Origin of the sequence: Spelaeicoccus albus (genome assembly GCF_013409065.1) — a bacterium.
GTDB classification, from domain to species: domain Bacteria; phylum Actinomycetota; class Actinomycetes; order Actinomycetales; family Brevibacteriaceae; genus Spelaeicoccus; species Spelaeicoccus albus.
In genome coordinates, this window is the sequence record NZ_JACBZP010000001.1 from 3847949 (window position 1) to 3872752 (window position 24804).

Here is a 24804-nt window from a genome sequence, read left to right on the forward strand (position 1 = left end):
CGTCAGAGGCTACTCGACGAACGGGTAAAGGGGCGCGCAATGAGCGAACCAGCGGCAGATCCGCACTATCAAGACCATGGCGAAAAACACGCGGCCAGGGCAATCCTGGTATCGGTCGCCGCAGCCGTCGGTGGTTTCCTCTTCGGTTTCGATTCCTCCGTCATCAACGGGGCCGTCGACTCGGTCCAGGGCAAGTTCGGCCTGAGTTCGTTCATCATCGGCTTCGTGGTGGCCATTTCGCTGATCGGCGCAGCCATCGGCGCCTGGTTCGCCGGGCCGCTGGCCGACAAGGTCGGCCGCTTGAAAATCATGTTCTCCGGCGGCGTCCTGTTCCTCATCTCGTCGATCGGCTCGGGGCTGGCCGTCTCGGCGTGGGATTTGGCCGCGTGGCGACTTATCGGCGGTCTCGGCATCGGCATCGCATCGGTGATCGGACCGACATACATTTCCGAGATCGCTCCGGCCAGGCTGCGCGGGCGCTTGTCGTCACTGCAGCAGATGGCCATCGTGCTCGGCATCTTCGTGGCGCTGTTGTCGGATGCGTGGATGGCCAACTCGGCGGGCAGCGCATCGGACCAGCTCTGGTTCGGCGTTGCTGCGTGGCGGTGGATGTTCATCGTCGGCGTCATCCCGTCCGTCGTCTACGGTCTGCTAGCACTCACGATCCCCGAATCGCCCCGGTTCCTCGTGGCCAAGGGCAAGGTTGAACGGGCCAAAACCGTGTTGATGGAGGTCCTGTCGGAAAGCTCGGAAGCGGTCGACGCCCGAATTGCCGAGATCAAGAAGACGGTGGCCACTGAAAAGCCCGCCTCCTACCGCGACGTCTACCACAAGAAGTTCCTGCTGTTACCGATCGTGTGGGTCGGCGTCGGCATCGCGTTCTTCCAACAATTCGTCGGCATCAACGTCATCTTCTACTATTCGACGTCGCTGTGGCAGTCGGTCGGATTCGACGAGTCGTTCTCGTTCACGGCGTCGGTCATTACCTCAATCGTCAACGTGCTGGTGACGATCATCGCGATTTTGCTTGTCGACAAGATCGGACGTCGTCTGCTCTTGTTGATCGGCTCGGCCGGTATGACGGTCAGCCTTGCGATCATGTGCATGGGGTTTGCTCATTCGACCATCGTCAACGGCACTCCGCACCTCGATCCCGGTTGGGGCCCCGCCACGCTGGTGGCCGCCAACGCGTTCGTCGTCTTCTTCGGTGCCAGCTGGGGCCCGGTGATGTGGGTACTGCTCGGCGAAATGTTCCCGAACCGCATCCGCGGCGTGGCCATGGCCATCTCGACGGCCGGAAACTGGATCGCCAATTTCATCGTCACTCTGACGTTCCCGGCGCTGCGTGACGCGTCGTTGTCCATGACGTACGGCATTTACGCCTTGTGCGCCTTGCTGTCGTTCGTGTTCGTGTACTTCTTGATCCCGGAGACGAAGGGCAAGGAACTCGAGGATATGTCGACGGACTTCCGCGTCGTCCGGAAGAAGGACAAGAAGCCCGCCGATTAGATCGGGCCGGCTCTTTGGAGAAGATTCGACCCAGCAGAAGGGGAATTACTCATGCCGATCGCCGATCGCCACGTTCTGCACGCAGATTCCTGGGCGCCCAGGACAATCGATGCCGTGCTGAAATTCGCCGATGAGTCACCGGTGCACCGCGACAACCAGAGCTTCGCGGTGGAACGCATCACCATCGAAGACCCCGACCAGTTCTCAATACTGTTCGAAGTGGACGGCCACGAGGGCATCTTGGGACTGCGCCTGCGTTCGGACATGAGCATCGACGAGATCTACGGCCTCGTCGAGGACGAATCGGTGCTCCCGTTCGACCGTGCCACGCCCGAGGACAACGGCTTCGACATCGTCACCGATCTGCTCGCCGAACCGTTTGGCGACGACGATCTGACCGAGCCGGACGAGGACGGCGTCCGCTGGCTGCGCTTGCACGAAGCGGACTACGAGCACCGCGAGACGTGGCTACGCCGGATCGCACGCCGGACGACGCGCTCCTGACCTCTGCGGCCGTCCCCCGGCCCCCGCCCGCGTGCACTCCAGCCCCTCCATGTCCTCGTGCACTCCAGCCCTCGCCCGCGTGCACTCCAGCCCCTCCATGCCCGCGCCGAGTGGTGGCGAATGGTTGCGAAATCGGCGATTTCGCAACCATTCGCCACCACTCGGCGAGGCCGGACCGCCATTCGCCACCACTCGGCGAGGCCGGATCGCCATTCGCCACCACTCGGCGAGGGCGGATCGCCATTCGCCACCACTCGGCGAACCGACCATCGCGCGACAAAAGCGACAAACTCCCCTAATGCGACTATCCCCGACATAACGAACACAACCCTGGTCAAACGGCAGCAAATGGCGGTAATGTCACGCTGCAAGACCGGGGAGCCGCCGTGGACGCCATCAGCATCGTGGAAGACGAGGTGCGCGAACTCGTCCGCCGCCGCGGCCTCGACCCGCGTCACGATCTGGACGCCACGCGCGCACTGATCGAGGACGCCGTTGCCGACTACGACGAGCGAGTCCTGTCCGGCGGGCTTCCCGACCTCGGCGAACGCGACGGCGCGATTTCACGCCTCGTCGACACGGTGTCCGGGTTCGGCCCGCTGCAGCCGTATTTGGACGACGACCAGATCGAGGAGATCTGGGTCAACGAGCCCGGCAAGGTATTCATCAGCCGGTCCGGAATCTCCGAACTGACACCCACCGTACTGACCGCCGAAATGGTCGACGAACTCGTCGAACGGATGCTCGCCACCTCCGGGCGCCGCATCGACGTCTCCTCCCCCTTTGTCGACGCCATGCTGCCGGGCGGGTCGCGACTGCACGTCGTCCTGCCGGGAATCACTCGACGACACATGTCCGTGAACATCCGCAAATTCGTCTGTCGCGCGCACACGCTCGGCGATCTTGTCGCAACCGGTACCGTCACGGACGAGGCCGCCCGGTTCCTCACCGGCGCAGTGCGTTCCGGGCTCAACGTGGTCGTATCGGGAGCAACTCAGGCCGGAAAGACCACGATGTTGGGCACTTTGGCGGCCGCGATCCCGGCCCGCGAGCGCGTCATCAGTTGTGAAGAGGTTTTCGAACTCGACTTGAGCGTGCGCGACTGGGTCGCGATGCAGTGCCGTCAGCCCTCCCTGGAAGGAACCGGCGCCGTCCCGCTGCGCACCCTTGTCACCGAAGCACTGCGCATGCGCCCCACTCGCGTCATCGTCGGCGAAGTGCGACAGGCGGAGACCCTCGACCTGCTGATCGCGCTCAATTCGGGACTGCCGGGCATGACGTCGGTGCACGCCAATTCGGCACGCACGGCGATCACGAAATTGTGCACGCTTCCCTTGCTGGCCGGCGACAACGTGTCATCGCGGTTCGTCGTCCCGACCGTCGCGGCATGCGTCGACGTCGTTGTGCACATGCGCTTGGACAAGTCCGGACGCCGGCGGGTCGCCGAGATCGCGGCAGTGCCCGGCCAGGTCGAGGGCGACGCCGTCGCCACCGAGACCCTGTTCGTCGAACGGTCGGGCGCACTCGTCAAGACCGGCGGCTTCACGGCGGCCGCCGAACGCTTCACGGCCGCCGATCAGGAGGCCGAGTGACCCATGGATCTATCGGTGCGGGCGCTGCTTGTCGGGCTACTCGGCGGCCTCGGCTTGTTCAGCATCTGGTGGTCGACGTGGACCCCGCGCCCGGCGAAACCACCTGAAGCCGGACAGCCGCCGTGGACCACGCGGGTTGAGGACACATTGCGGCAGGCCGGCGTCCCGCGCATGCACGCGTCCGGCTTGATCGGCACGTGCGGGGCATCGGGGTTCGTGGCCGCGGCCGGCGTGTTTCTGGCCACGGGGTCCGCCACGCTCGCGTGCTGCTTCGGCCTGATCGCGTCGGCCGCGCCGGCCTATTTTGTCCGGGCACGCGCCCGCAGCCGCCGGATCGCCGTCCGGGAACTATGGCCCGAAGCGATCGATCATCTGGCCGGTGCGGTTCGCGCCGGGCTCTCGCTGCCCGAGGCCCTCACGGCCCTTGCCGAACGCGGCCCGGCCGAGATGCGGGCCGACTTCGCCGTGTTCGCGGCCGAATACCGCGCAACCGGGCGGTTCGTCGTGGCCCTGGACGTCTTGAAACGCCATTTGGCCGATCCCACTGCCGATCGGGTCGTCGAAGCGCTGCGCCTGACGCGGGAGGTCGGCGGCACGGACCTCGGTTCGATGCTGCGCACGCTGTCGGCGTTCTTGCGGGAGGACGCTCGCACGCGGGCCGAGTTGGAGGCCAGGCAGAGCTGGACCGTCAACGGGGCCAAGCTCGCCGTCGCCGCCCCGTGGATCGTATTGGCCATGTTGTGTACGCGCCCCGAGGCAGTTGCGGCATACAGCTCGCGCGGCGGTGCGCTGCTGCTGGGCACCGGGCTCGGCGTGTCATTTGTGGCATACCGGGTGATGCGCCGAATCGGCAGGCTGCCGGACGAGCCGCGGGTGCTGCGATGACGTCGCTTCGCGCGGACGGTCCGCTCCTTGCGGTCGTCGCCGGCCTGGCTTTGGGGATCGGCCTGGCGTTGATCGTGTACGCCGCGCCGATCGGACGTCGTCCGGCGCTCACCGACAGGCTCGCGCCGTACTTGCGCGATCAGCCGCGTGCGTCCCGGCTGCTCGATGCGGCCGGAGCCGCACCTGCGCCGTTCGGCGTGTTCACGCCGGTGCTGAACGATATCGGCGCCCGGCTCGGCAGGCTCTATCACGGCACGGCAAGCATTCGGCGGCGCCTCGACCGGCTTGGCAGCGACCTGTCTGTCGAGCATTTCCGCGCCGAGCAAGTGATCTATGCGGCGCTCGGGCTGGTCGCCGGGCTTGCCGCCGGTTTGCTGCTAGCCGCCGCGCGAGGAGTCGGGGCGCCGGTTGTGGCGCTGCTGATGGCCCTCGGCGCGGCAGGCGGTGCGTTGCTGCGCGATCACCGGCTCAGCCGGGCCGTTGCGCGCCGCGAGGAAGCCATGACCGCCGAGTTCCCGACAGTTGCCGAACTGCTGGCGCTTGCGGTCGCGGCAGGCGAAGGCCCGGCCGCAGCGATCGACCGCATCACCCGGTCCTGCGGCGGCGAGCTCTCGCGCGAGTTGGCACGCGCTTTGGCAGACACCTCGAACGGCGTCTCACTCATCGCCGCGCTGGACGCCGTCGCTGCCCGAACCGGGCTCAGCAGCGTTGCCCGGTTCGTCGAAGGGGTGACTATCGCACTGGAGCGCGGGACGCCGCTGGCCGGGGTGTTGCGAGCGCAAGCGGCGGACGTGCGCGAGACCGCGAGGCGCGACTTGATGGAAGCCAGCGGCCGTAAGGAAGTCGGAATGTTGGTCCCGGTCGTCGTCTTCGTGCTGCCCATCACCGTCGTGTTCGCAATCTTCCCGTCGCTGGCGGTGCTCGACATGAGTTTCGGCTGATCAAGGAATAAGGAGACATCATGATCCCACCCAATGAGTCGGACGTCGCGGACGCCGACACCGTGCACGCACCGGACGCCGACGGCCTCGGCCGGCGCCCCGGCGACCCGGATCGAGGCGACGTGCCCGGCTGGGTACTCATCACGATGATGACTGCCGGGTTGGTCGTCATGCTTTGGGCTTTGGCCGGCGACGCGCTTTCCGATATGTTCCAAGCCGCCATGGCGCGCGTGTCCAATGTCAGCGGCGGATGACGCGGCTGCCCATGGTGCGCCGCTGACGACGCGCCGCCGCGGCACGCAGCCGCGCGCGGCGTGCTCGGCTGCCGAGGCCCGCGACTCCGGCGCCGCGGTCGCGGACTTCGCGCTTGTCGCGGGAATCCTGACCCTCGTGTTCGCCTGCGTGCTGCAATTGGCGCTCGTCATGCACGTACGCAACACGGCCATCGATTGTGCCGGAGCCGGTGCCCGGTACGCCGCCTTGGCCGATCTGGGCACGGCGGACGGCGTAGCCCGCACCCGGTCGCTGCTGGCCCGCTCACTGGGATCCGGCTATTCCCGAGACGTCACCGGACGCTACGTGAGCGTCCACGGCGTGCGCACCGTCGAGATCCGCGTAACGGTCCCGCTGCCGGTGCTCGGCCTGCTGGGCCCTCCGGGAGTGCAGACTCTCACGGGACACGCCGTGGCAGACTCGCCATGACGGCCCGACCGGACGCCGCGCCGGACGGCGGCAGCGCGGTCATCGAGTTCAGCGTCGCCGGGTTGATCTTGTTGATCCCGCTGATCTACCTGGTCGTCACGCTCGGCCGGCTGCAAGCGGCGTCCTACGCCGTCACGTCCGCGGCCACCGCGGCGTCCGCCGTCACGTCCCGTGCAGCCGACACCGCACCGACCGGCGCAGCCCGGCAAGCAGCGGTGCTTGCCTTGCGCGATCACGGATTCGCCGACGCCGAACGTTCCGTGGCGATCACGTGCGACCCGTCGTGCACGGCCCCGCGCGCGGTCGTGACGGCCCGCGTGACGCTCGACGTGTCCCTGCCCGGCGCCCCGGCCGCCTTTGCGGCAACGCTGCCCACACACATCACCGTGACGGCCCACCACACCGATGAAGTTGCCGCATATGGCTACAGACCGTGAGACGGGCGCCGACGCCGGGCAAATCCTGCCGCTGGCCATCGGCTACTCGGCAGTCGCGTTGACGGTTATTTTCATGTGCGTGGCGGTCTCGTCGCTCTATCTGACCGAAAAGCAGCTCTACGCACTGTCCGATTCAACCGCGCTGGCCGCCGCCGATTCGTTCCGCCCCGACGTCACCGGCGGACCCAAGGTCGTCTTGACCGACGACGGCGTGCGCAGCGCGGCCCGCGATTACCTCACCCGCATCGACGCCTCCGACAGTTTCGACGATCTACGCGTCGGAGGGGCGACCGGGTCGCCGGACGGACACGGCGCGCGTGTCATTCTCGTGGCAACCTGGCATCCGCCGCTCTTGTCGGTGTTCGTCCCCGGCGGAGTCTCCATCGACGTCACGTCGATAGCACGCGGCGGCCTGCGTCTGGACTGACCGTTGCTTGACGGCACACGCTCGACCGGCCGCCGAGTTATCCACATTTCGGCGCCGGCCCCTGTCGTTCGCCGTGCGGACTTTCTACTCTCACCCCATGACGGACGAACCCGGATGGTTGCGGCTCTCGGTGCGGGCCCACGGCACCGAGACGGATGTCGCAGTCCGGCCCGCCGCGGACACGGCCGACGACGCCGATCGCCGCGCCGAGATCCGCCGCGTCCTCGATCTGCCCGCCGCACCGGCATTGCACGGCCCGCTGCAGGAGGGCGCGGTATTGACCGACGAACCCGATCCGGTCGAGGACGCCGAAATCGTCCTGGTCGTCGAATCCGGCCCGGATTGCGGTCGAATAGTGCCGGTGCCCGGACGCCGCATTACTATCGGGCGCGCCGATGACAACACGGTAGTGATCGCCGATCCGGCCGTGTCCCGGCACCAGTTGAACGCCGAATATCGCCAGTCGGGATTGCTCGTCTCGTCCGTGGCGCGCACCAATCCCCCGCTTGTCGACGGCCGACCGGCCGAGCTCCCGCTGTCGCTTTCGATCGGCCGGCTGCTGACCATCGGCCGCACCGGCATCCGGGTCGCCGCGGCCGGCCGCGCGTCCGCGGAGCGGCAGGACGGGGCCTCGCACCCGGCTCCGCCGTCGCGCACGGTGCTCGACGTGCCGGAGTCGCCGGATCCGCCTCGCCCGCGGTCGCTGTCGATCGCGGCCATCGTGATTCCGATCATCGTCGCCGGCGTACTGGTCGCTGTCACGCACTCGGCCATCTACCTGACCTTTTGCGCGTTCGGGCCGATGACAGCCATTGCCTCGTACATCTCGGACAAACGCACGGGCAAGCGCCGCTCGCGCAAGGACCAACGCGAGTATCGAACCGCGCTGGCCCGGTTCGACGAGTCGCTTGCCCGCACCTTGGCGGACGAGGCCGCTGCCCTGGAAGCGCTCTACCCGAGTCCGGCTAAGATCCGGCCGGCCGGGTTCTCGGTGCGCCTCGGCACCGCCGACATTCCGTCCGGTATCGAATTGCGCGGCCGCCACGGCGGCGTCCCGACCTTGCCGAATGCGCCGGCCGGCCTCGAACTGCTGCCGGCCGAACGCGCCTCGCCGCACGGGCCGGAGCAGCCCGAGCGGCCGGTCAATGCGCTGCGCGGGCAGCCGACCGACGTGACGATCGCCCTGAGCGGCGCGGACGCCGTCCCGCTGGCGCGGAGCATCACGGCGCAGCTGTGTGCCGGCAACGGCCCGGCGGATCTCCGCGTAGTGCTGGCCGATCCGGACGACGCCGAGTGGGCATGGACTCGTTGGCTTCCGCACCGCGGCCCGACGGCAGCTGATGCCGGGACGGTGCTCGTGGTCGGCAACTCGCTCGGCGGGGCGAATTATCCGGCTCTTTCCGGGCGAATAATCCGGCTCGCGCCCCATGCGGTCGGCACCGAACCGGCCGTGATCAGCCGCGGCGACGGGACGGGGCGACCCGGCCCCGGGTGGACCGGTCGGAGACCGGACGGCGACATACTGCTCGACCTGATCTCGTCGGTGACTGCGGAAACCTGGGCGAGGCGCCTCGCCGCATCGGGGCGCACCGCGGCGGGCCCGCGTGGCCCCGGTACCCCGGAGGACGAGCGTGTCGTCGATTCGCCGGGGACCGCGACGTCCACCGAACCCGTAGACACCGCGTCGCATCCGCACAGTCCGCTCGCGACAGGCACTTTCCTTCCCGACCGTCTCGACCTGGCCCGTCTCATACCCATGACCGAGAGCGCGCTGGCCCGGAGGTGGGCACGGCGTGCGCCGACGACGTCCGCCGTCATCGGCCGGACCGCAGCGGGCCCGCTCTCGATCGACCTGGCCCGCGACGGGCCGCATCTGATGCTCGCCGGCACAACCGGGGCGGGCAAATCCGAGCTGCTGCAGACCTTGATTTTCTCCCTGGCCGCCGTCAACGATCCGCGCGACCTGCATTTCGTGCTCTTCGACTTCAAGGGCGGGTCCGGGCTGCGGCACTGCGCCGGCCTGCCGCACACGGCCGGCACCGTCACCGATCTGGACGAGCATCTGGCCGTGCGCGCATTCACGTCGCTGCAGGCCGAGTTGCGACGTCGCGAGCGCGCCTTCGCGCGCGCCGGCGTCGCCGACTTCGACGATTTCCGTGCCGCCGGGGACACGTCCACGGCACGGCTTGTCATAGTAATCGACGAATTCCGGGTCCTTGCCGAGGAACGACCCGAACTCCTGGCGGCGATCGTGCGCACCGTGTGCGTGGGCCGCTCGCTCGGCGTGCACCTGGTGCTCGCCACCCAGCGGCCGGCCGGCATCGTCAGCGCCGATATGCAGGCGAACATCAATGCGCGGATCAGTCTGCGCGTGCGGGACGCCGCCGATTCCCGCGAGGTCATCGAGGCCCCCGACGCCGCTCGGGTCAGCGCGGCAACACCGGGCCGGGCCTTCATGCGCGCCGGCGGCGACCGCCTCATTGAATTTCAGGCCGCGCAAACGCTCGTCGGCCCGGAGGGGGCGTCGTCCGAGCCCCGCGACGATCGGCGCGTGCGCGTGCTCTCGTCGACCGATCCGCTGTGGCGGCACGCCGACCGGGCACGCCCGGCCGCGATATCGGACAACGCTGTGCCGGTCGACCCCGACGCATTCACCCGGGCGGCCGGATCGTTCCGCGGGGCGGGTTCGCCGTGGCTGCCGCCGCTGCCCGCCGTAGTCGCAGGCAGTGATCTGCCGAGCATGGAAGTTCCGCCGGCGTCGGTACCGCTCGGGCTGGGCGACGAGCCGGCAACGGCCTCGCGCAGCGCGATTGTCTGGTCGCCGGAATCGGACGGCAACCTGATGCTCATCGGCACGACCAGATCCGGGCGCTCGCAGACCATCGCGACGGCGCTGGCGACGCTGACCGGCCGTGCCGGTGCGTCGCTGTACGTGCTCGACGCGGCCAACCGGCACGGGCCCATCGACACAGCGCGTAGCGTGGGTGCGCGGGTGACGCCGGCCGAGCCGGACAGGGCCGCCCGCGTCATCGACCGGCTACAGCGTGAGATGGCCGAACGGACGTTCCGGCCCGCCGGGCAGCCTCCCATCGTGCTGGTCATCGATGGGTGGGAGGCGTGGGCGCCGATCCTGGAAGGATACGGGCCGGGCACGGCGATGGACGGCGTGACGGCGATTTCCAGGTCCGGCCCCAGTGCCGGCGTGTACGTCCTTGTCGCAGGCGACCGGCCATTGGCCATGTCCCGTCTCGGCACGACCATCAGCAATAAGATCCTGCTCCGCCAGTCCGATCGGGCCGACCTGGGACTGTTGGGCGTACCGCGCTCGGCCATTCCGTCCTTCATGCCGCCGGGCCGTGGTTTGGCGTTCGGCAGTTTCGCAGGCCGCCGGGTCGACGCACTAGAGCTCCAGCTGGTCCTAGGCGGGGGCGCGCCGCCGGACGGCCCCGACGAGAATGCACCGGCCGGCGCGCCCGGCGGCCGCCGAACGGGCCGGCGAGCCGATTGCGGCCACGAGCCGCCGTTCGTCGTCCGGAGATTGCCCGGCGCCGTCGACTTGAGCGAACTCGATCCGCCGACCGCGACGCGCATCCCGCTGGGTCTGGGCGGCGACGACGCGGCAACTGTCAGCTGGCACACCGACCGCCACTTCCTTGTCGCCGGCCCGCCCGGTTCGGGCCGGTCGACGGCCCTGACCGTCATCGCCGAGCAGTGCCGGCGCGCCGGGGTCCCGGTGTATCGGCCCCAGCACGTTTGCCCGTCGGAGCCGGACCCGACGGGCGGCCCGCCCGGTGGGGATGACCCGCGGCTGGCGCTCGTCGACGATTTGGACACGCTGACGCCGGAGTGCGAGCGCGATCTGGCCGACCTGGTCGGCGACGGTCGACTCTCGGTGGCGGCGGCCGGGTCGACGGATCGGCTGGCCTCGGCCTTCACCGGGCTCGCGGCGATGGTGAAGGCGGGCCGGCACGGCGTCCTGCTGTCGCCGTGCCGTCCGATGGACGGCGAGGTCTTCGGCGTGCGCATCGTCGGATCTGCCGGTCCGTCGCCGGGCCGGGGCCTGTTCTTCGACGCGGCCGGTCCGATCCCGGTAGTGCTTGCTCGCCCGTGCCGGACCGACCGATCCGGGCTAAGCTGAATCGCACGAGGTAAAGAGTGGGCAGCCATGTCGACAGCAGTGATCACGGGAGCAGGCAGCGGCATCGGGTTGGCCACCGCCCGGGCCCTGGCGGAAGCGGGCTGGCACGTGATGGCAACCGCCCGCCGTCCGGATTCGGCCAAAGCATTGCAGGACCTCGCCGGCGAACTGTCCGCCGTGGAACTGCGGACGCTCGACGTCACCGACGACGAGTCGGTCGACTCGTGCATCCGGTCGGTATACGCCGACCGGGGCAGCATCGAGTTGCTCGTCAATAACGCCGGCGCGGGCCACCGGGGCACGTTGGAGCAACTCTCGCTGGAGGAATTGTCCCAGTCGATGGAGCTCAACTTCTTCGGAGCGGCCCGCGTCACCAAGGCAGTGCTGCCGGCGATGCGAGAAGCGCGGGCCGGCCGGGTCATCACCGTGACGAGTTTGAACGGCGTTGTCGCCTTGCCGTTCAGCGATGCGTACAACGCCGCCAAGTTCGCGGTCGAGGGGCTCATGGAAGGCTTGGCGACGGTGATGCGCGAGTTCGGCGTGTCAGTGTCCCTGGTGGAGCCGGGCCCCGTGCGAACGGCGTTCTTCGCCAACGTCGGCGGGCACGCCGGCAACATCCCCGCAAGCGACCCGTACCGAGAACTCATTGACAGGTTCAACGCACGGATCTCGGCCATGGGAGCCGGCGGCCAGTCAGCGGAATCGGTCGCGGACGTGATCTGCCGAATCGCTGCGGACCCGTCGCCGGCACTGCGCTATCAATCGTCGGACGAGGCACGGAACATCGCCGCACAAAAGCTTGCCGACCCGGATGGCCGGACCGTCCTGTCCGCTACCGGGGCATTGCTCCGTCCGTGACGGCCGGCTCGAACCGCGCACCCGCCGGTCCGGCTAGTACATGCGGCCGGACGAGCCGTCGCCCGAGTGCAGACACGGAACATCGCCGCACAAAAGCTTGCCGACCCGGATGGCCGGACCGTCCTGTCCGCTACCGGGGCATTGCTCCGTCCGTGACGGCCGGCTCGAACCGCGCACCCGCCGGTCCGGCTAGTACATGCGGCCGGACGAGCCGTCGCCCGAGTGCAGATCGGACGCCTTTTTGCTCGTTGCCGCGATGACGCCGGGCATGAACAAGCCCACGCAGATCACCACGGCCGGAATCATCAGCGCGACGCCGACGGCCGGTCGGCCGTCCAGCGCCGTCGGAATCGCGACCGTCAACGTCAGCAGCTGCCACATGACGACGGCGGCTCGGGGCCAGTGCAGCCCTAGCAGCAAGGCCCGCCCGGCCAGTGCGAGACCGCCGGCGAGAACCAGCACCAACACGGTCAAGGCGATGCCCGACCCCAGCTCCGCAGGCGGGCCGGTCAACACATCGACTATCAACACCGCGGCGGCCGCCACCAACATCGCCGCCTCGGCGAACACCAAAACGATGACGACGACAAGCGCGCCGGGGCGCCGTGCGGGCGCCGGGTCGCCGTCGGAGGAGTCGGGCACAGTCATGCGCGCGTCAGCTGACCCGTTCGTATCCGGGCAGCACTATGTCGTCGAGCAGGCCGAGCCGCGAATCGAAGTCCAGGAACGACGATTCGAGCGCGTTCACGCTCACCCACATCAGATCGTCGGTGTCCCAGCCTGCCTCGTCCACGAGACGTCTCATCTCGCGGGTCATCGACGTTCCGGACATGAGCCGGTTGTCCGGATTGACGGTGATATTGAACCCACGCGATTTCAGCCAATTGATGGGGTGGTCGGCGATCGACGTCGCCGCACCGGTCTGCAGGTTTGACGACGGGCACAGCTCGAGCGGCACCTGCTGGTCGAGAACCCACGCGCTCAAGCGGCCGAGCTTCGGATCGGCGTCGGAAATCTCGCTGTCCTCCAGCAGTCGGACGCCGTGCCCGATCCGCTGCGCATGGCACAGCTGCAACGCTTCCCAAATGCTTTCCGGTCCGGCCGCTTCCCCGGCATGGATGGTGACCGGGAAGTTCTCGCGGTGCAGCAGGTCGAACGCGGCCTGGTGGCGGGACGGCGGGAATCCGGCCTCGGCGCCGGCGATGTCGAACCCGGCCACGCCGTTGTCCCGGTGTCGCAGCGCCAACCGGGCGATCTCTTCGCTCCTATCGGCGTGCCGCATGGCAGTGACGATCTGGCGGGCCATGATGGTCTTGCCCTCCAGCGCGGCGGCCGCAATGCCGTCGTCCAGCCCTGCCTGCACGGCCTCGACCGTCTCGTCAAGCGTCAGGCCGTCGGCTGTGTGCTGCTCCGGCGCCCACCGCGCTTCGGCGTACACCACGCCGTCCGCCACTTGATCGAGCACCCATTCCCTGGCCACGCGCTGCAGTCCGCCGGACGTTTGCATCACGGCGGTCGTGTGCTCGAACGGCGCCAGATAGCGCACCAGGTCGCCCGAATCGCAGGATTCCTGAAACCAGGCGCGCAGCCCGTCGGCGTCCGCCGCCGGTAAATCGTGGCCGATCTCGTCCGCCAGTTCCACGATGGTTTGCGGCCGCAAGCCGCCGTCCAAGTGGTCGTGCAGCGAGCATTTGGGGAGGGACAGCAGCGGGTCGTGCGGGGCGACGCCGTACGGGACGGGGAACAACTCGGTAGTCACTTCTTCACCTTCGTTGGATAGACAGTGTCATTCTATGCGTGCCCGGCCGTCGGACGACGCTCGGCCGCGTTCACGCGACGCGGCCGAGGATCAGTGGTATCGGCGAGGCGGGAGTCTCGGAATACGTCACGGATCCGTTCAACGATTCGCGGGCCCGGGAAAATGTCTCGGGGGTGTCCGAGTGCAGCGTCATCAACCGGTCCCCGGCCGTCACCCGGTCGCCGGGTTTGGCATGAAGCGTGATGCCGGCGGCCGCCTGCACGTCGTCCTCCTTGCGGGCCCGGCCGGCGCCGAGCCGCCAGGCGGCAGTGCCGACCGCGAGCGCGTCCAGACGTTCGATCACGCCGCCTCGTTCGGCAACGACCACGTCGGTCTCTCGCGCGGCCGGCAATGCGGCGTCCGGATCTCCGCCTTGGCCCGCGATCATGCGCCGCCACGTGTCCATGGCTCGCCCATCGGCCAGCGCATTGGCCGGGTCGACGCCGCTCACGCCTGCCGCTTCCAGCATCTCGACCGCCAGCGCGACGGTGAGCTCGACGACGTCGGACGGCCCGCCGCCGGCCAGCACCTCCTGCGCTTCGGCCACTTCGACGGCGTTGCCGACGGCGCGCCCCAGCGGCGTCGACATGTCCGTCAGCAACGCGACCGTGGCGACCCCGGCGTCCCTGCCCAAGTCGACCATGGTGCGCGCAAGCGCTGCCGCGTCGTCCCGGGTCTTCATGAACGCACCGGAGCCGACTTTGACGTCGAGCACCAGCGCCCCGGTGCCCTCGGCGATCTTCTTGCTCATGATGGACGACGCAATGAGCGGCAGGCAGTCGACGGTGCCGGTGACGTCGCGCAGGGCATAGAGTTTGCGGTCGGCCGGCGCCAGATCGGCTCCCGCCGCGCAGACGACCGCGCCGACGTCCTCGAGCTGCGTCGTCATCGCGGCACTCGTCAGGTCGGCCCGCCACCCGGGGATCGATTCGAGCTTGTCCAGGGTGCCGCCGGTGTGCCCGAGACCACGGCCGGACAGCTGCGGCACGGCCACGCCGTACGACGCGACAAGCGGCCCCAACGGCAACGTGATCTTGTCGCCCACTCCTCCGGTCGAGTGCTTATCGGCGGTGGGCAGCGGCTTGCCGTCCCGGCGCAGCGATCCGAAGTCGAGGCGGCTGCCGGACCGGATCATGGCGCCGGTCCACCCGGAGATCTCGGCCGCGTTCATGCCGCGCAGGAAGATGCTCATGAGCAGCGCCGACATCTGCTCTTCGGCGACGGCGCCGCGCGTGTAGGCGTCAATGACCCAATCGATCATGGCCGGGTCCAGCGAGCCGCCGTCGCGCTTGGTGCGGATGACGTCGACCGCGTCGAATTTCTCACTCATGCCGGGCCCCTTTACTGTCCGGATTGCCCCGTTGGCGAAGGTCCACGGCGCCGAACGCGTCCGGCAGCAGGCCCTCCATGGTGGTGGTGCCCGCGACCGTGCGGACGGCGAAATCGGGGGCGGCATGCTCGGCGAGCAGCTGCCGGCATCGCCCGCACGGCATCAGGATTTCGCCGCGGCCGTCAACGCACACGAATTGTTCGAGCATTCCGCCGCCGCCGCGCACCAGTTCGGAGATCAGACCGCATTCGGCGCAGAGCGTGACGCCGTACGCGGCGTTCTCCACATTGCAACCGGAGACGATCCGTCCGTCCGACACCAGCGCGGCGGCGCCGACCGGATAGTTCGAATACGGTGCGTACGCGTGCTCCATCGCTTCGTGGGCGGCGTCGATCAACCTCTGCCACCGGACGTCCATCAGGGCCCTAGCCTTTCGTGTACGGTTCGCCGGATGCGGCCGGCGGCCGGGATTTGCCGACCAGGCCGGCCACCGCGAAGATCGTCGCCAGGTACGGCGCCATCTGCAAAAACTCGCTCGGCAACGGCGTGCGCAGGATCCCCAGGATGTTCTGCAGGTTGTCGGCGAAGCCGAACAGCAACGCGGCCGAGAAGGCGCCGACCGGGTTCCACCTGCCGAAGATGACTGCGGCAAGCGCGATGTACCCCTTGCCGGCAGTCATCTCCTTGTCGAAGGGAATGTTCGATCCGAGGGTGAAGAAGGCGCCGCCGATTCCCGCGACGACCCCGGACAGCAGCACGTTGAAATAGCGCGTGCGATTGACCTTGACCCCGAGCGTGTCGGCGGCCTGCGGATGTTCGCCCACGGCGCGCACCCGCAAACCCCACCGGGTTTTGAACAGCGCGACGTTCAAGACGATCACGACGACGTACATCATGTACACCATCACCGTCTGGTCGAACACGATGGGCCCGATCACCGGGATATCGCCGAGCAATGGGATCTTGAGGGACCCGAACCCGGTCGGATTGTTGAATTTGTCGCCGTTGTCGGCAAGCACCTGGCTGTACAGAAAGCTCGTCAGCCCGAGCACCAGCACGTTGACCACAACGCCCACAATGATCTGGTTGACGGCGTATTTGATGGTGAACACGGCAAGCAGCGCCGACACTGCAACGCCCGCCGCGACGGCGGCCAGCAGGCCCACCCAGTTGTTGTTCGTGATGGTGGCGACGACCGCGGACAAGAACGCGCCGGCAAGCAGCTGGCCTTCGATGGCGATATTGACCACGCCGGACCGTTCGCACAGGATGCCTGCCATCGATCCGAACACGAGGGGCACGGCCAGGATGAGGGAGCCTTGGATCAGCGAGACGAACGAGATCTGTTTGCCGGCAATTGCCCACACCAGGAAGGCCAATACCCACGCGACGCCGAACACATACGGCAGCACGACGGGCACCGTCTTGTGGCGAATCGTCGCGACAAGCGAGTATCCGGCGATGACCAGGCACACAATGCCCAGGGCAACGGCCGTCAACTTCGACGGCACGCCGAGCGGGGAGAACTGGAAGAAGTCCGACGACTCGGACAGCCCGAATGTCGAGTGCTGGTCCCCCGGGCTCGTCAGTCCGAAGAGGATGAGCGCGGCCAGACCGAGGACGGCGTACACGATCGGGGCGCGCAGCGAGCGGGTCGACTCGGTGCGCGCCGTCTCGCTGAGCGGCGCGTCCGGGGTCGGCTCGGTGACGGTCTCGTTCGTCATGCCCGTGCCTCCTTCGAAGCTTTGAGGTGGAAGATGGTGCGCACCAGGGGCGGCGCTGCGATGAACAACACCACGAGGGCCTGCACCACCTGCACGATGTCGATGTCCGTGCCGGTCTGCGCCTGCATGACGACGCCGCCGGCCTTCAAAGCACCGAACAGCAGCCCGGCCAGCACCGTGCCGACCGGTTTGGACCTGCCGAGCAGCGCGACCGTGATGGCATCGAACCCGATCGACCCGGAGATTCCGGTCGTCAGGGTCTGCTGGGTGCCGAGGACCTCGGTGGCACCGGCCAGCCCCGCCAGCGCACCCGCGATCATCATCACCGAAATGTAGCTGCGTTCGACGCTCATGCCGGCAGTACGAGCGGCCGCCGGGTTGAAGCCGACGGCGCGGTAGGTGAAGCCGACGGTCGACTTGTTCAGCAGCCACCAGACAATCGCGGCGGCCACGAGCGCCAAGACGATCCCGAAGTTCGTCAAATGCGGCGACGACTGGCCGAAGAACCGGTAGAGCAGCGCGTTCGGCTCGATGATCCGGCCGATCGGGTCGGTGCGTCCGGGCCTGCGGAACACGCTTGTCGTCAGCAGGTAGGCCACAAGGAACAATGCGACGTTGTTGAGCATGATCGTGACGATCACCTCGTGCGCGCCGGTCTTGGCTTTCAGATATCCGGCGATCCCCGCCCAGAGAGCACCGCCGACCAGGCCGGCGATCACCGCCACGCCGACCTGCACGACCGGCGGCATGTGAAGGTTGCCGCCAATATAAGCAGCAAAGACGGCGCCCAGGATGATCTGGCCTTGCGCGCCGATATTGAACAGTCCGGCCTGGAACGCCAACGCCACGCCGAGCCCCGCGGCGATCAGCGGTGTGGCGTACGTGAGCGTGTCGGCCAGCGGTTCCAGGGCACGCAGCACCGTATAGTCGCTGAAGTTGATGACTGAACCCTGGAACAGTGCCGCGTACGCGCCGCCGACGGAGTCGCCGATGGCCGCGAACGTGTCCCCCGGCCTGGCGAAGAAGTATTTCGCCGCCGCCGTCACGTCGTCGTCGGACGCCGCGATGAGCACCGCGCCGATGGCCAGGGCAAGCACTATCGACAACAGCGTCAGGGTGGCCGAGCCGCCCTTCAGCTCCCGCAGGAAGGTGGCACCGAAGGTGTTCTTGTCGGTCTTCCGCGCCGTCTCGGTCTTCTTGTCCGGCGCGTCGTCGGTTTTCTGATCGTTCACAGCACACCTCCGCCGATCTCGTCGGCCGATGTGGACGTCGCCGGGCGGTTCCGCACGCTTTCCTCGGCCTGTTCGACGCTGGCGCCGGCCATCATCAGGCCGAGAACGTCGCGATCGACGTCACCATTGACGATGCCGACGATCTTGCCGCGGTACATGACGGCGATCCGGTCGGCCAGCGCGAGCACTTCATCCAGCTCCGTCGACACGATCACGACGGGCGTGCCGCGGTCGCGTTCGGCAATCAGGCGCTTGTGCAAGAATTCGATCGATCCGACGTCGACACCGCGGGTCGGCTGCGAGGCAAGGAACAGTTTCAACGAGCGTGACAGCTCACGGGCCATCACGACTTTTTGCTGATTACCGCCCGAGAGTTGACCGGCCGAAGCGTTCGGTCCGGGCGCGCGAATGTCGAATTCCTTGATCCGCTCGCCCGCGTTCGCTGCGACCTTCTTCCCCTTCAAGGCGATCCCGGACGCGAATTCGGGAGTGCGGATGCGATCCAGCACGAGATTGTCCGCAATCGACATCTGACCGACGAGGCCGTCCTCGCTGCGGTCCTCCGGCACGAAACCGACGCCGGATGCCAGCACCTTGGCCGGTGACAGGCCGAGCAGCTCCTTGCCGTCGAGCACGATCGACCCGCGGTGATGCGAACGCAGCCCCAGAATGGCTTCGCTCAGTTCGGTCTGCCCGTTACCCTGGACGCCGGCGACCGCCAGGATCTCGCCGCCGCGCACGGACATGCTCAAATCGTCGACGACGACGGTGCCCGAGTCGTCGACGATGGTGAGCCCTTTAACGGTGAATTCTCCGGGACGCACTTCGGGGGCGTTCTTTGACACGCGCAAGCTCACCGACCTGCCCACCATCATGGCGGCCAGCGCCGCTTCGTCCTCATCGGCGTCGGCTTGTCCGACCACTGCGCCGAGCCGGATCACCGTGATCGTGTGGGCGATGGCACGCACTTCTCGCAGCTTGTGCGTGATGAACACGATGGACGTGCCGGAGTCGGCAAGCTGACGCATGATGTCGATGAGCTCGTCGGTTTCCTGCGGCGTGAGTACGGCCGTCGGCTCGTCGAGGATGAGCACCCGGGCGTCGCGAACGAGCGCCTTGATGATCTCGACGCGCTGCTGAACGCCGACGGGCAGATCTTCGATGAGGGCATCCGGATCGACGTTGAAGTTGTACCTGTCGGAGATCTCCCGGACCTTCTTCCGGGCGGCGGCCAGGTCGAGAAACCCGCCACCCCTGACCGGCTCGTTGCCCAAGATGACGTTCTCGGCAACGGTGAACACGGGTATGAGCATGAAGTGCTGGTGCACCATGCCGATCCCGGCGGCCATGGCATCGCCGGGCCCGCCGAACGACACGGGCTTGCCGTCGACGAGGATCTGCCCGCCGTCCGGCTGGTACAGGCCGTACAGCACGTTCATCAGCGTCGATTTGCCGGCGCCGTTTTCGCCGAGCAGGCAGTGGATCTCGCCGGGCTCCACAGTCACGTCGATGTGATCGTTGGCCACCAGGCTGCCAAAACGTTTGGTGATGCCCTTGAGTTCGAGTTTCATGCCGCTGTCACACGCTTCAAGTCGCGCGTCATAGTGAGTTCTTTCTTTCGTGACGTCGGTGCGGCCGGGGAGGCCGTTGCCCTCCCCGGCCGCACCGGGTCGATCAGGACTTCGGAGTCGAAGGCGAGGTGACCTTCAACGAGCCGTCCTCGATCTTCTTTGTCAACGACTTGATCTCGCTCTTCGTCTCCGAGCTGATCTTGCTCGACCAATCGTGGTACGGAGCCAGTCCGACGCCGCCGTTCTTCAGCGTGCCGACGTACGGCTCATTGCTGAACTTGCCGTTGGCCGTGGCCTTCAGCACGGACTCGACGGAGTTGCCGATCTGCTTTTCCACGCTGGTGATCAACAGCGGGCGGTACTTCTTGTCCAGTGACTTGTATCCGTCGGAATCGACCCACATGAGGTGGGTCCCCTTGTGGGCCAGCGCCGCAGCTGCCGCTCCGGCCCCGACCGGCCCGGCCACCGGCAGGATCACGTCGGCGCCCTGACTGATCAGGTTCTTCGTCACGGTCTTGCCCTTGGACGCATCGGTGAAGTCGCCGGTGAACGTGCCGTCCTGCTTCTTGACGTTCCAGCCGATGGTCTTGACGTTCTTGTGCTTGGCCTTGTTGTAGTAATTGACGCCCTTGACGAAGCCGTCCATGTAAATCGTCACGGACGGGATCTTCTGGCCGCCGAACGTTCCGACAGTGCCCGTTTTGGATTCGGCCGCGGCCAGGTATCCGCCGAGGAACGCGGCCTGCACCGTGTCGAATTCGATGGGCTTGACGTTCTTCAACGGCGTCTTCAGCGTTGTGTCGATCAGCGCGAATTTGCTCTTCGGATTGGCTTTGGCTGCCTTTTCGGTGGCACTGGCCAGCAGGTAGCCGACGGTGACGGTCAAGTCGCAGCCCTGGTTGACCATTTGCGTCACGTTCGGCGTGAAGTCGGCCTCGGAGTTCGATTCCGCGGTCTTCGTCTTCGTCACGATGCCGTCCTTCTTGGACTGCATCAGGCCGTCGTAACCGGCCTGGTTGAAGGACTGGTCGTTGAAGCCGCCCGAGTCGGACACCATGCATCCGAGGAAGTCGTTGCCGCCGCCGGCCTCTTTGCCGCTCGATTTATCGGGGGCCTCGCCGCACGCCGTCAGCATCATTGCCACCGACGCGAGAATGGCGACCGCCCTCACTTGTTTTTTCACAGTTCGTTGTCCTCCAGAAGTTTGCCTTCGCTCAGGCAACGCGAGAGGCAAGGATGTGTATGAAGCGCGGCCCAATCTATCGTAGTTCCGCAAGGAGTGGATACCTCCGTGGCGAAATCGTGATGTTCGGCGGTCCCTCCCGCAAAACGCGGCGCGCCGTATAGCCCGCGCCGTCATGACGGGGCGTTCCTGGCGCGGCGACGCGTTTTGCGGCCCGGTGGCTACTGCAGGGCGCTCAGCGCGGCGGCCGTGAGCGTGCGGATGCCGAATTCGAGGGTGCGCTCGTCGGCGTCGAAGTCGCCCTGATGGATGTCGAAGGTGCGCCCGCCCGGCGTCCGGGTTCCCAGTCGGGCCATGGCGCCGGGCACGCGCGTCAGGTACCAGGCGAAGTCCTCGCCGCCCATCGACTGCGGCGTCAATTGCACGCTGCCGGCGCCGAGTTCGGAGCGGGCCGCGTTTTCCAACAGCGTCGCTTCGTCCTCCGTGTTCACGACCGGCGGGACGCCGCGTTTATGGTCGAGTTCGACCTCGACGCCGTACGGCCCGGCCACCTGCTCGACGATCTGCGGCAACAGTTCGGCAGCCTGATGCCAGCCGTCCACATCGAGACAACGCAGTGTGCCGGAGATGCTCCCGATGCCGGGGACGACGTTCGGCGCCACCCCCGAGCTGATCATCCCCCACACGAGCGAGACTGCATGCCGGGCGTCAATGCGGCGTTGCAGCACGGACGGCACTTGCGAGGCCACCTGCGCCAGCGCGTAGACGAGGTCCTGGGTCAAATGCGGCCGGGACGTGTGGCCCCCGGTACCGCGCAGGACGACGCGCACCGTGTCCCCGGCCGCAGTGATGGCGCCGATCCGGCAGCCGATGCGGCCGACGTCCACGTTCGGATCGCAATGCAGCGCAAGCGCGCGCGGCACGCCGTCCAGCGTTCCTTGTTCGATCACGCCGAGCGCACCGCCCGGCGTGACCTCTTCGGCGGGCTGGAAAATGAATCGCACGCGGCCGCCGAGGTCGCCCGCGCGCTTGCGGATGTCCTCGAGGAGCAAAGCGCTGCCCAGCACGGACGTCGTGTGGTAGTCATGACCGCACGCATGCGAGACGCCCGGATTGGTCGAACGGAAGCGTTCACCGGTCAGGTCCTGCAGCGGCAGCGCGTCGATGTCTCCGCGGATCGCAAGGACGATCGGCCCGTCGCCGACGTCCACGAAAGCGCCGGTGCCCTTCAGCGCGACGGGGTCCAGACCGGCGGTTTCCAGAGCCTCGACGACCCTTGCCGTGGTGCGATGTTCGGAGTTGGACAATTCGGGGTGACGGTGCAGATCCCTGCGGAAGTCCAGCAATTCGGCGTGTCGGGGCGCGAGGACATCGGCGATCTTGGGCAATTGCGGCCGTGCGGCGGCCGTGGTGCCGGCGGACTGTGCGCTCACGACCTCAGATTACGATACGTTGCGGCCGTCGCGGCAGCGCATGTCACATTTCGACATCCTGGGCCAGTGCTCCGCCGCCCCGCCCTCGCCGAGTGGTGGCGAATGGCTGCGAAATCGGCGATTTCGCAGCCATTCGCCACCACTCGGCGGAAGGGGAGAGCCATTCGCCACCACTCGGCGACGCGGTTCCAGGGCGACGGGCGAGTTCGGCGGATTGAGGCCGGGCGGGACGGCGGATTGAGGCCGGGCGGGACGGCGGTCAGAGCAGATCCGTGCGCCCTTGAGCTTTGAGTTCTTCGACGATGTCCTTCACCGACTGCGCCCGGGCACGAGTGGTGACGAGGAGTGCATCGGGCGTGTCGACGACGACGACGTCCTCGACACCGACCAGCGCCACCAGCCGTTTTTGGTCCGACACCACGACGCCGGACGCGTCCGTCGACACCACCTCGGCCCCTTCGCCGACGACGGTGACCGCGCTGGCCTCGCCCGGAACCGGCTGGCGCAGCCGGGATACCGACGCGAAATCTCCCACGTCGTCCCACCCGAAGTCGCCCGGGACCACGGCCACGGCACCCGCGGCAGCCGCAGGCTCGGCCACCGCGTAGTCGATGGCGATTTTCGGAAGGCCGGGCCACACGCGGGCCAACACGTCGTCCCATGCCTCGGTGCCCCAGGCGCCGGCGATCTCCTCGAGTCCGGCGTAGAGGTCGGGTTGGCTGACCTCCAGCTGGCCCAGCAATGCGTCGGCGCGAGCCACGAACATGCCGGCATTCCAGCGGTAGCGTCCGGTGGTCATGTATTGCCGGGCCGTATCGGCGTCCGGCTTTTCGACGAACGCCCTTGCTCGCCGGGCGAACGGTGCGCCCGGGCGGCCCAGCAGATCGCCCACCTCGATATAGCCGTACCCGGTGGCCGGCTGCGTCGGCGTGATCCCGACGGTGACGATATCGCCGTCCACTGCCGCATCGAGCGCTTGTTGGACGACGTCGCGGAAGCCGTACGGATTGGTGATCGAGTGGTCGGCGTGGAACGAACCGACTATGGCGTCGGGATCGGATTGCACAATGACGAAAGCGGCCAGGCAAATCGCCGCAGCCGATTCCTTCGGCTCGGGCTCGGCCAGCAGATGGCGGGCCGGCAGATCCGGCAGCTGACGCCGGACGGCGTCGGCGTGGGCGTGTCCGGTGACCACGATGATGCGGTCGGCATCGACGAGAGGCTCCACCCTGTCCCACGTGGCTTGCAGCAGCGACCTGCCGGTGCCCAAGAGGTCGTGCAGGAACTTCGGCGATCCGGCCCGGCTCCGCGGCCAGAGCCGCGTGCCCGAGCCGCCGGCCGGGATGATTGCGTGGAAATGCGCCAGCGCCGGATGTTGACGCCACGATGACATTTGCTCACTCAATTGGTCGGTCATGGCACCTCACCCTAGTCCAGCTTTCGCGCCGGATGCGCCCTTTCACCCGGCGAATTCACCCTATTTACGCAAAGTTTTCATCCCGAAAATCGGCCGCCATCTGCACGGATAAGCCGATTGCCAGGAAATACGCAAGAATCGATGAGATTTTCCACACCTGGGCCATGCCGGTGGTCGGAACGGTCCGTTCGGTCATTACAGTGGATAGGTAAGACGTCGCAGGCGCCGGGAAAGTTCCCGGCCGTTCGCGGCATGGTGGCTGAAATGATTTCGATGGAGGAAGGTCCGTGCCGAAAGCATCGACGGGCACTCTCTACCGGGGCCATGAGGGAATGTGGTCATGGGTTGCTCATCGAGTAACCGGTGTCGGAATTTTCTTCTTCCTCTTGGTTCACGTGTTAGATACTTCGCTTGTTCGCGTATCGCCCGAGGCGTACAACGCCGTAATTGGAACGTACAAGACGCCGATCATGGGACTGGGTGAATGCGCGCTGGTCGCGGCCATCGTGTTCCATGCGTTCAACGGCCTGCGCATTATCGCCGTTGACTTTTGGAAGGGTGCGACGAAACACCAGCGGCTGTTGCTCTGGATCGTCTTGGCACTGTGGGTCGTGACGATGGCGGGCTTCCTGCCGCGTCAGCTGATGAACGTGTTCGGGGGTTAGGGTCATGAGCGCACCAGTTATCGCCACGCCGCGCAGCGGGTACGACAGGCACAAGTCCACGCGCAACAAATTCGAAATGCTCGCCTGGGTCTTCATGCGCCTGTCCGGCGTCGTCCTCGTCGTGCTGATCTTCGGCCACCTCTACGTCAACCTGATGGTCGGCAAGGGCGTCCATGCCATCGACTTCGGATTCGTCGCCGGCAAGTGGGCCAACCCGTTCTGGCAGATCTGGGATCTGTTGATGCTGTGGCTGGCCATGCTGCACGGCACCAACGGCATCCGCACCATCATCAACGACTACGCCGAGCGGGACACGGCACGGCTTTGGCTCAAGGGATTCTTGTACTTGGCCGCCATGATCATCGTGGTGCTCGGCACCCTGGTGATCTTCACGTTCAGCCCCTGCCCGCACGGCGCCGCGGCTGATCTGCTCCCCTCGATCTGCCAGGCGCACTAGG

Annotated in this window: 23 protein-coding genes; 13 read left to right on the forward strand and 10 right to left on the reverse strand. The window is 67.2% G+C overall.

Going from position 1 to position 24804, the window contains the following annotated elements; all coding sequences use genetic code 11:
* The first annotated feature begins 39 nt into the window (after positions 1-39).
* The 11 genes from BJY26_RS17815 (at position 40) to BJY26_RS17865 (ending at position 11993) form a co-directional block, all read left to right on the forward strand.
* Positions 40-1509, forward strand: coding sequence for a sugar porter family MFS transporter (locus BJY26_RS17815; protein ID WP_179429513.1), 1470 nt, complete (start codon positions 40-42; stop codon positions 1507-1509).
* A 51-nt stretch (positions 1510-1560) separates the two neighbouring features.
* A complete protein-coding gene (locus BJY26_RS17820; RefSeq protein ID WP_179429514.1) occupies positions 1561-2013 on the forward strand; it encodes a hypothetical protein in 453 nt (150 codons plus the stop codon).
* Positions 2014-2399: 386 nt separating this feature from the next.
* Complete coding sequence (locus BJY26_RS17825) at positions 2400-3605, forward strand: TadA family conjugal transfer-associated ATPase (protein WP_179429515.1); 1206 nt, start codon at positions 2400-2402, stop codon at positions 3603-3605.
* A gap of 3 nt (positions 3606-3608) precedes the next feature.
* On the forward strand, positions 3609-4490 hold the full coding sequence (locus tag BJY26_RS17830) for a type II secretion system F family protein (protein WP_179429516.1): 882 nt from the start codon (positions 3609-3611) through the stop codon (positions 4488-4490).
* A complete protein-coding gene (locus BJY26_RS17835; RefSeq protein ID WP_179429517.1) occupies positions 4487-5431 on the forward strand; it encodes a type II secretion system F family protein in 945 nt (314 codons plus the stop codon). The genes BJY26_RS17830 and BJY26_RS17835 overlap by 4 nt, the downstream gene beginning before the upstream one ends.
* A gap of 20 nt (positions 5432-5451) precedes the next feature.
* A complete protein-coding gene (locus BJY26_RS17840; RefSeq protein ID WP_218852823.1) occupies positions 5452-5685 on the forward strand; it encodes a hypothetical protein in 234 nt (77 codons plus the stop codon).
* Positions 5669-6133, forward strand: coding sequence for a TadE family protein (locus BJY26_RS17845; protein ID WP_179429518.1), 465 nt, complete (start codon positions 5669-5671; stop codon positions 6131-6133). The genes BJY26_RS17840 and BJY26_RS17845 overlap by 17 nt, the downstream gene beginning before the upstream one ends.
* The gene (locus BJY26_RS17850; RefSeq protein WP_179429519.1) at positions 6130-6570 is read left to right on the forward strand and encodes a hypothetical protein; all 441 of its coding nucleotides are present in this window, start codon (positions 6130-6132) and stop codon (positions 6568-6570) included. Before BJY26_RS17845 ends, BJY26_RS17850 begins: the two co-directional genes overlap by 4 nt.
* The gene (locus BJY26_RS17855; protein WP_237248901.1) at positions 6554-6997 is read left to right on the forward strand and encodes a pilus assembly protein TadG-related protein; all 444 of its coding nucleotides are present in this window, start codon (positions 6554-6556) and stop codon (positions 6995-6997) included. Before BJY26_RS17850 ends, BJY26_RS17855 begins: the two co-directional genes overlap by 17 nt.
* A gap of 97 nt (positions 6998-7094) precedes the next feature.
* Positions 7095-11135 (forward strand): FtsK/SpoIIIE domain-containing protein, encoded by a 4041-nt coding sequence (locus BJY26_RS17860; RefSeq protein WP_179429521.1) that lies wholly within the window; start codon positions 7095-7097, stop codon positions 11133-11135.
* Positions 11136-11162: 27 nt separating this feature from the next.
* A complete protein-coding gene (locus BJY26_RS17865) occupies positions 11163-11993 on the forward strand; it encodes an SDR family oxidoreductase (protein WP_179429522.1) in 831 nt (276 codons plus the stop codon).
* Between the two features lie 189 nt (positions 11994-12182).
* Here the strand turns inward: BJY26_RS17865 and BJY26_RS17870 are convergent, their stop codons facing one another.
* The 10 genes from BJY26_RS17870 to BJY26_RS17915 all read right to left on the reverse strand — a co-directional run bounded on the left by BJY26_RS17870 (position 12183) and on the right by BJY26_RS17915 (position 23681).
* Complete coding sequence (locus BJY26_RS17870) at positions 12183-12641, reverse strand: hypothetical protein (RefSeq protein ID WP_179429523.1); 459 nt, start codon at positions 12639-12641, stop codon at positions 12183-12185.
* 7 nt (positions 12642-12648) lie between these two features.
* Positions 12649-13752: an adenosine deaminase gene (locus BJY26_RS17875; protein WP_179429524.1), complete on the reverse strand. Its 1104-nt coding sequence runs from the start codon at positions 13750-13752 to the stop codon at positions 12649-12651.
* A gap of 70 nt (positions 13753-13822) precedes the next feature.
* Positions 13823-15121 carry a thymidine phosphorylase gene (locus BJY26_RS17880; protein WP_179429525.1) on the reverse strand — a complete coding sequence of 433 codons (1299 nt, stop codon included), beginning with the start codon at positions 15119-15121 and terminating at the stop codon, positions 13823-13825.
* Positions 15114-15539, reverse strand: a complete 426-nt coding sequence (locus BJY26_RS17885) for a cytidine deaminase (protein ID WP_179429526.1) — start codon at positions 15537-15539, stop codon at positions 15114-15116. Before BJY26_RS17885 ends, BJY26_RS17880 begins: the two co-directional genes overlap by 8 nt.
* A 7-nt stretch (positions 15540-15546) precedes the next feature.
* On the reverse strand, positions 15547-16845 hold the full coding sequence (locus BJY26_RS17890; RefSeq protein ID WP_179429527.1) for an ABC transporter permease: 1299 nt from the start codon (positions 16843-16845) through the stop codon (positions 15547-15549).
* Positions 16842-18077 (reverse strand): ABC transporter permease, encoded by a 1236-nt coding sequence (locus BJY26_RS17895; protein ID WP_179429528.1) that lies wholly within the window; start codon positions 18075-18077, stop codon positions 16842-16844. The genes BJY26_RS17890 and BJY26_RS17895 overlap by 4 nt, the downstream gene beginning before the upstream one ends.
* A complete protein-coding gene (locus BJY26_RS17900) occupies positions 18074-19648 on the reverse strand; it encodes an ABC transporter ATP-binding protein (protein ID WP_179429529.1) in 1575 nt (524 codons plus the stop codon). The genes BJY26_RS17895 and BJY26_RS17900 overlap by 4 nt, the downstream gene beginning before the upstream one ends.
* 103 nt (positions 19649-19751) lie before the next feature.
* Positions 19752-20831, reverse strand: a complete 1080-nt coding sequence (locus BJY26_RS17905) for a BMP family lipoprotein (RefSeq protein WP_237248900.1) — start codon at positions 20829-20831, stop codon at positions 19752-19754.
* A 221-nt stretch (positions 20832-21052) separates the two neighbouring features.
* Entirely contained in the window at positions 21053-22219 is a 1167-nt protein-coding gene (locus BJY26_RS17910; protein ID WP_218852805.1) for an amidohydrolase, read from the reverse strand.
* A gap of 304 nt (positions 22220-22523) precedes the next feature.
* Positions 22524-23681 carry a mannose-1-phosphate guanylyltransferase gene (locus BJY26_RS17915; protein WP_179429530.1) on the reverse strand — a complete coding sequence of 386 codons (1158 nt, stop codon included), beginning with the start codon at positions 23679-23681 and terminating at the stop codon, positions 22524-22526.
* A 287-nt stretch (positions 23682-23968) separates the two neighbouring features.
* Between BJY26_RS17915 and sdhC the strand changes: the two genes are divergently transcribed.
* Both sdhC and BJY26_RS17925 read left to right on the forward strand, forming a co-directional pair.
* Entirely contained in the window at positions 23969-24346 is a 378-nt protein-coding gene (gene sdhC, locus BJY26_RS17920) for a succinate dehydrogenase, cytochrome b556 subunit (protein ID WP_179429531.1), read from the forward strand.
* Between the two features lie 4 nt (positions 24347-24350).
* A complete protein-coding gene (locus tag BJY26_RS17925; protein ID WP_179429532.1) occupies positions 24351-24803 on the forward strand; it encodes a succinate dehydrogenase hydrophobic membrane anchor subunit in 453 nt (150 codons plus the stop codon).
* Position 24804: the final 1 nt, after the last annotated feature.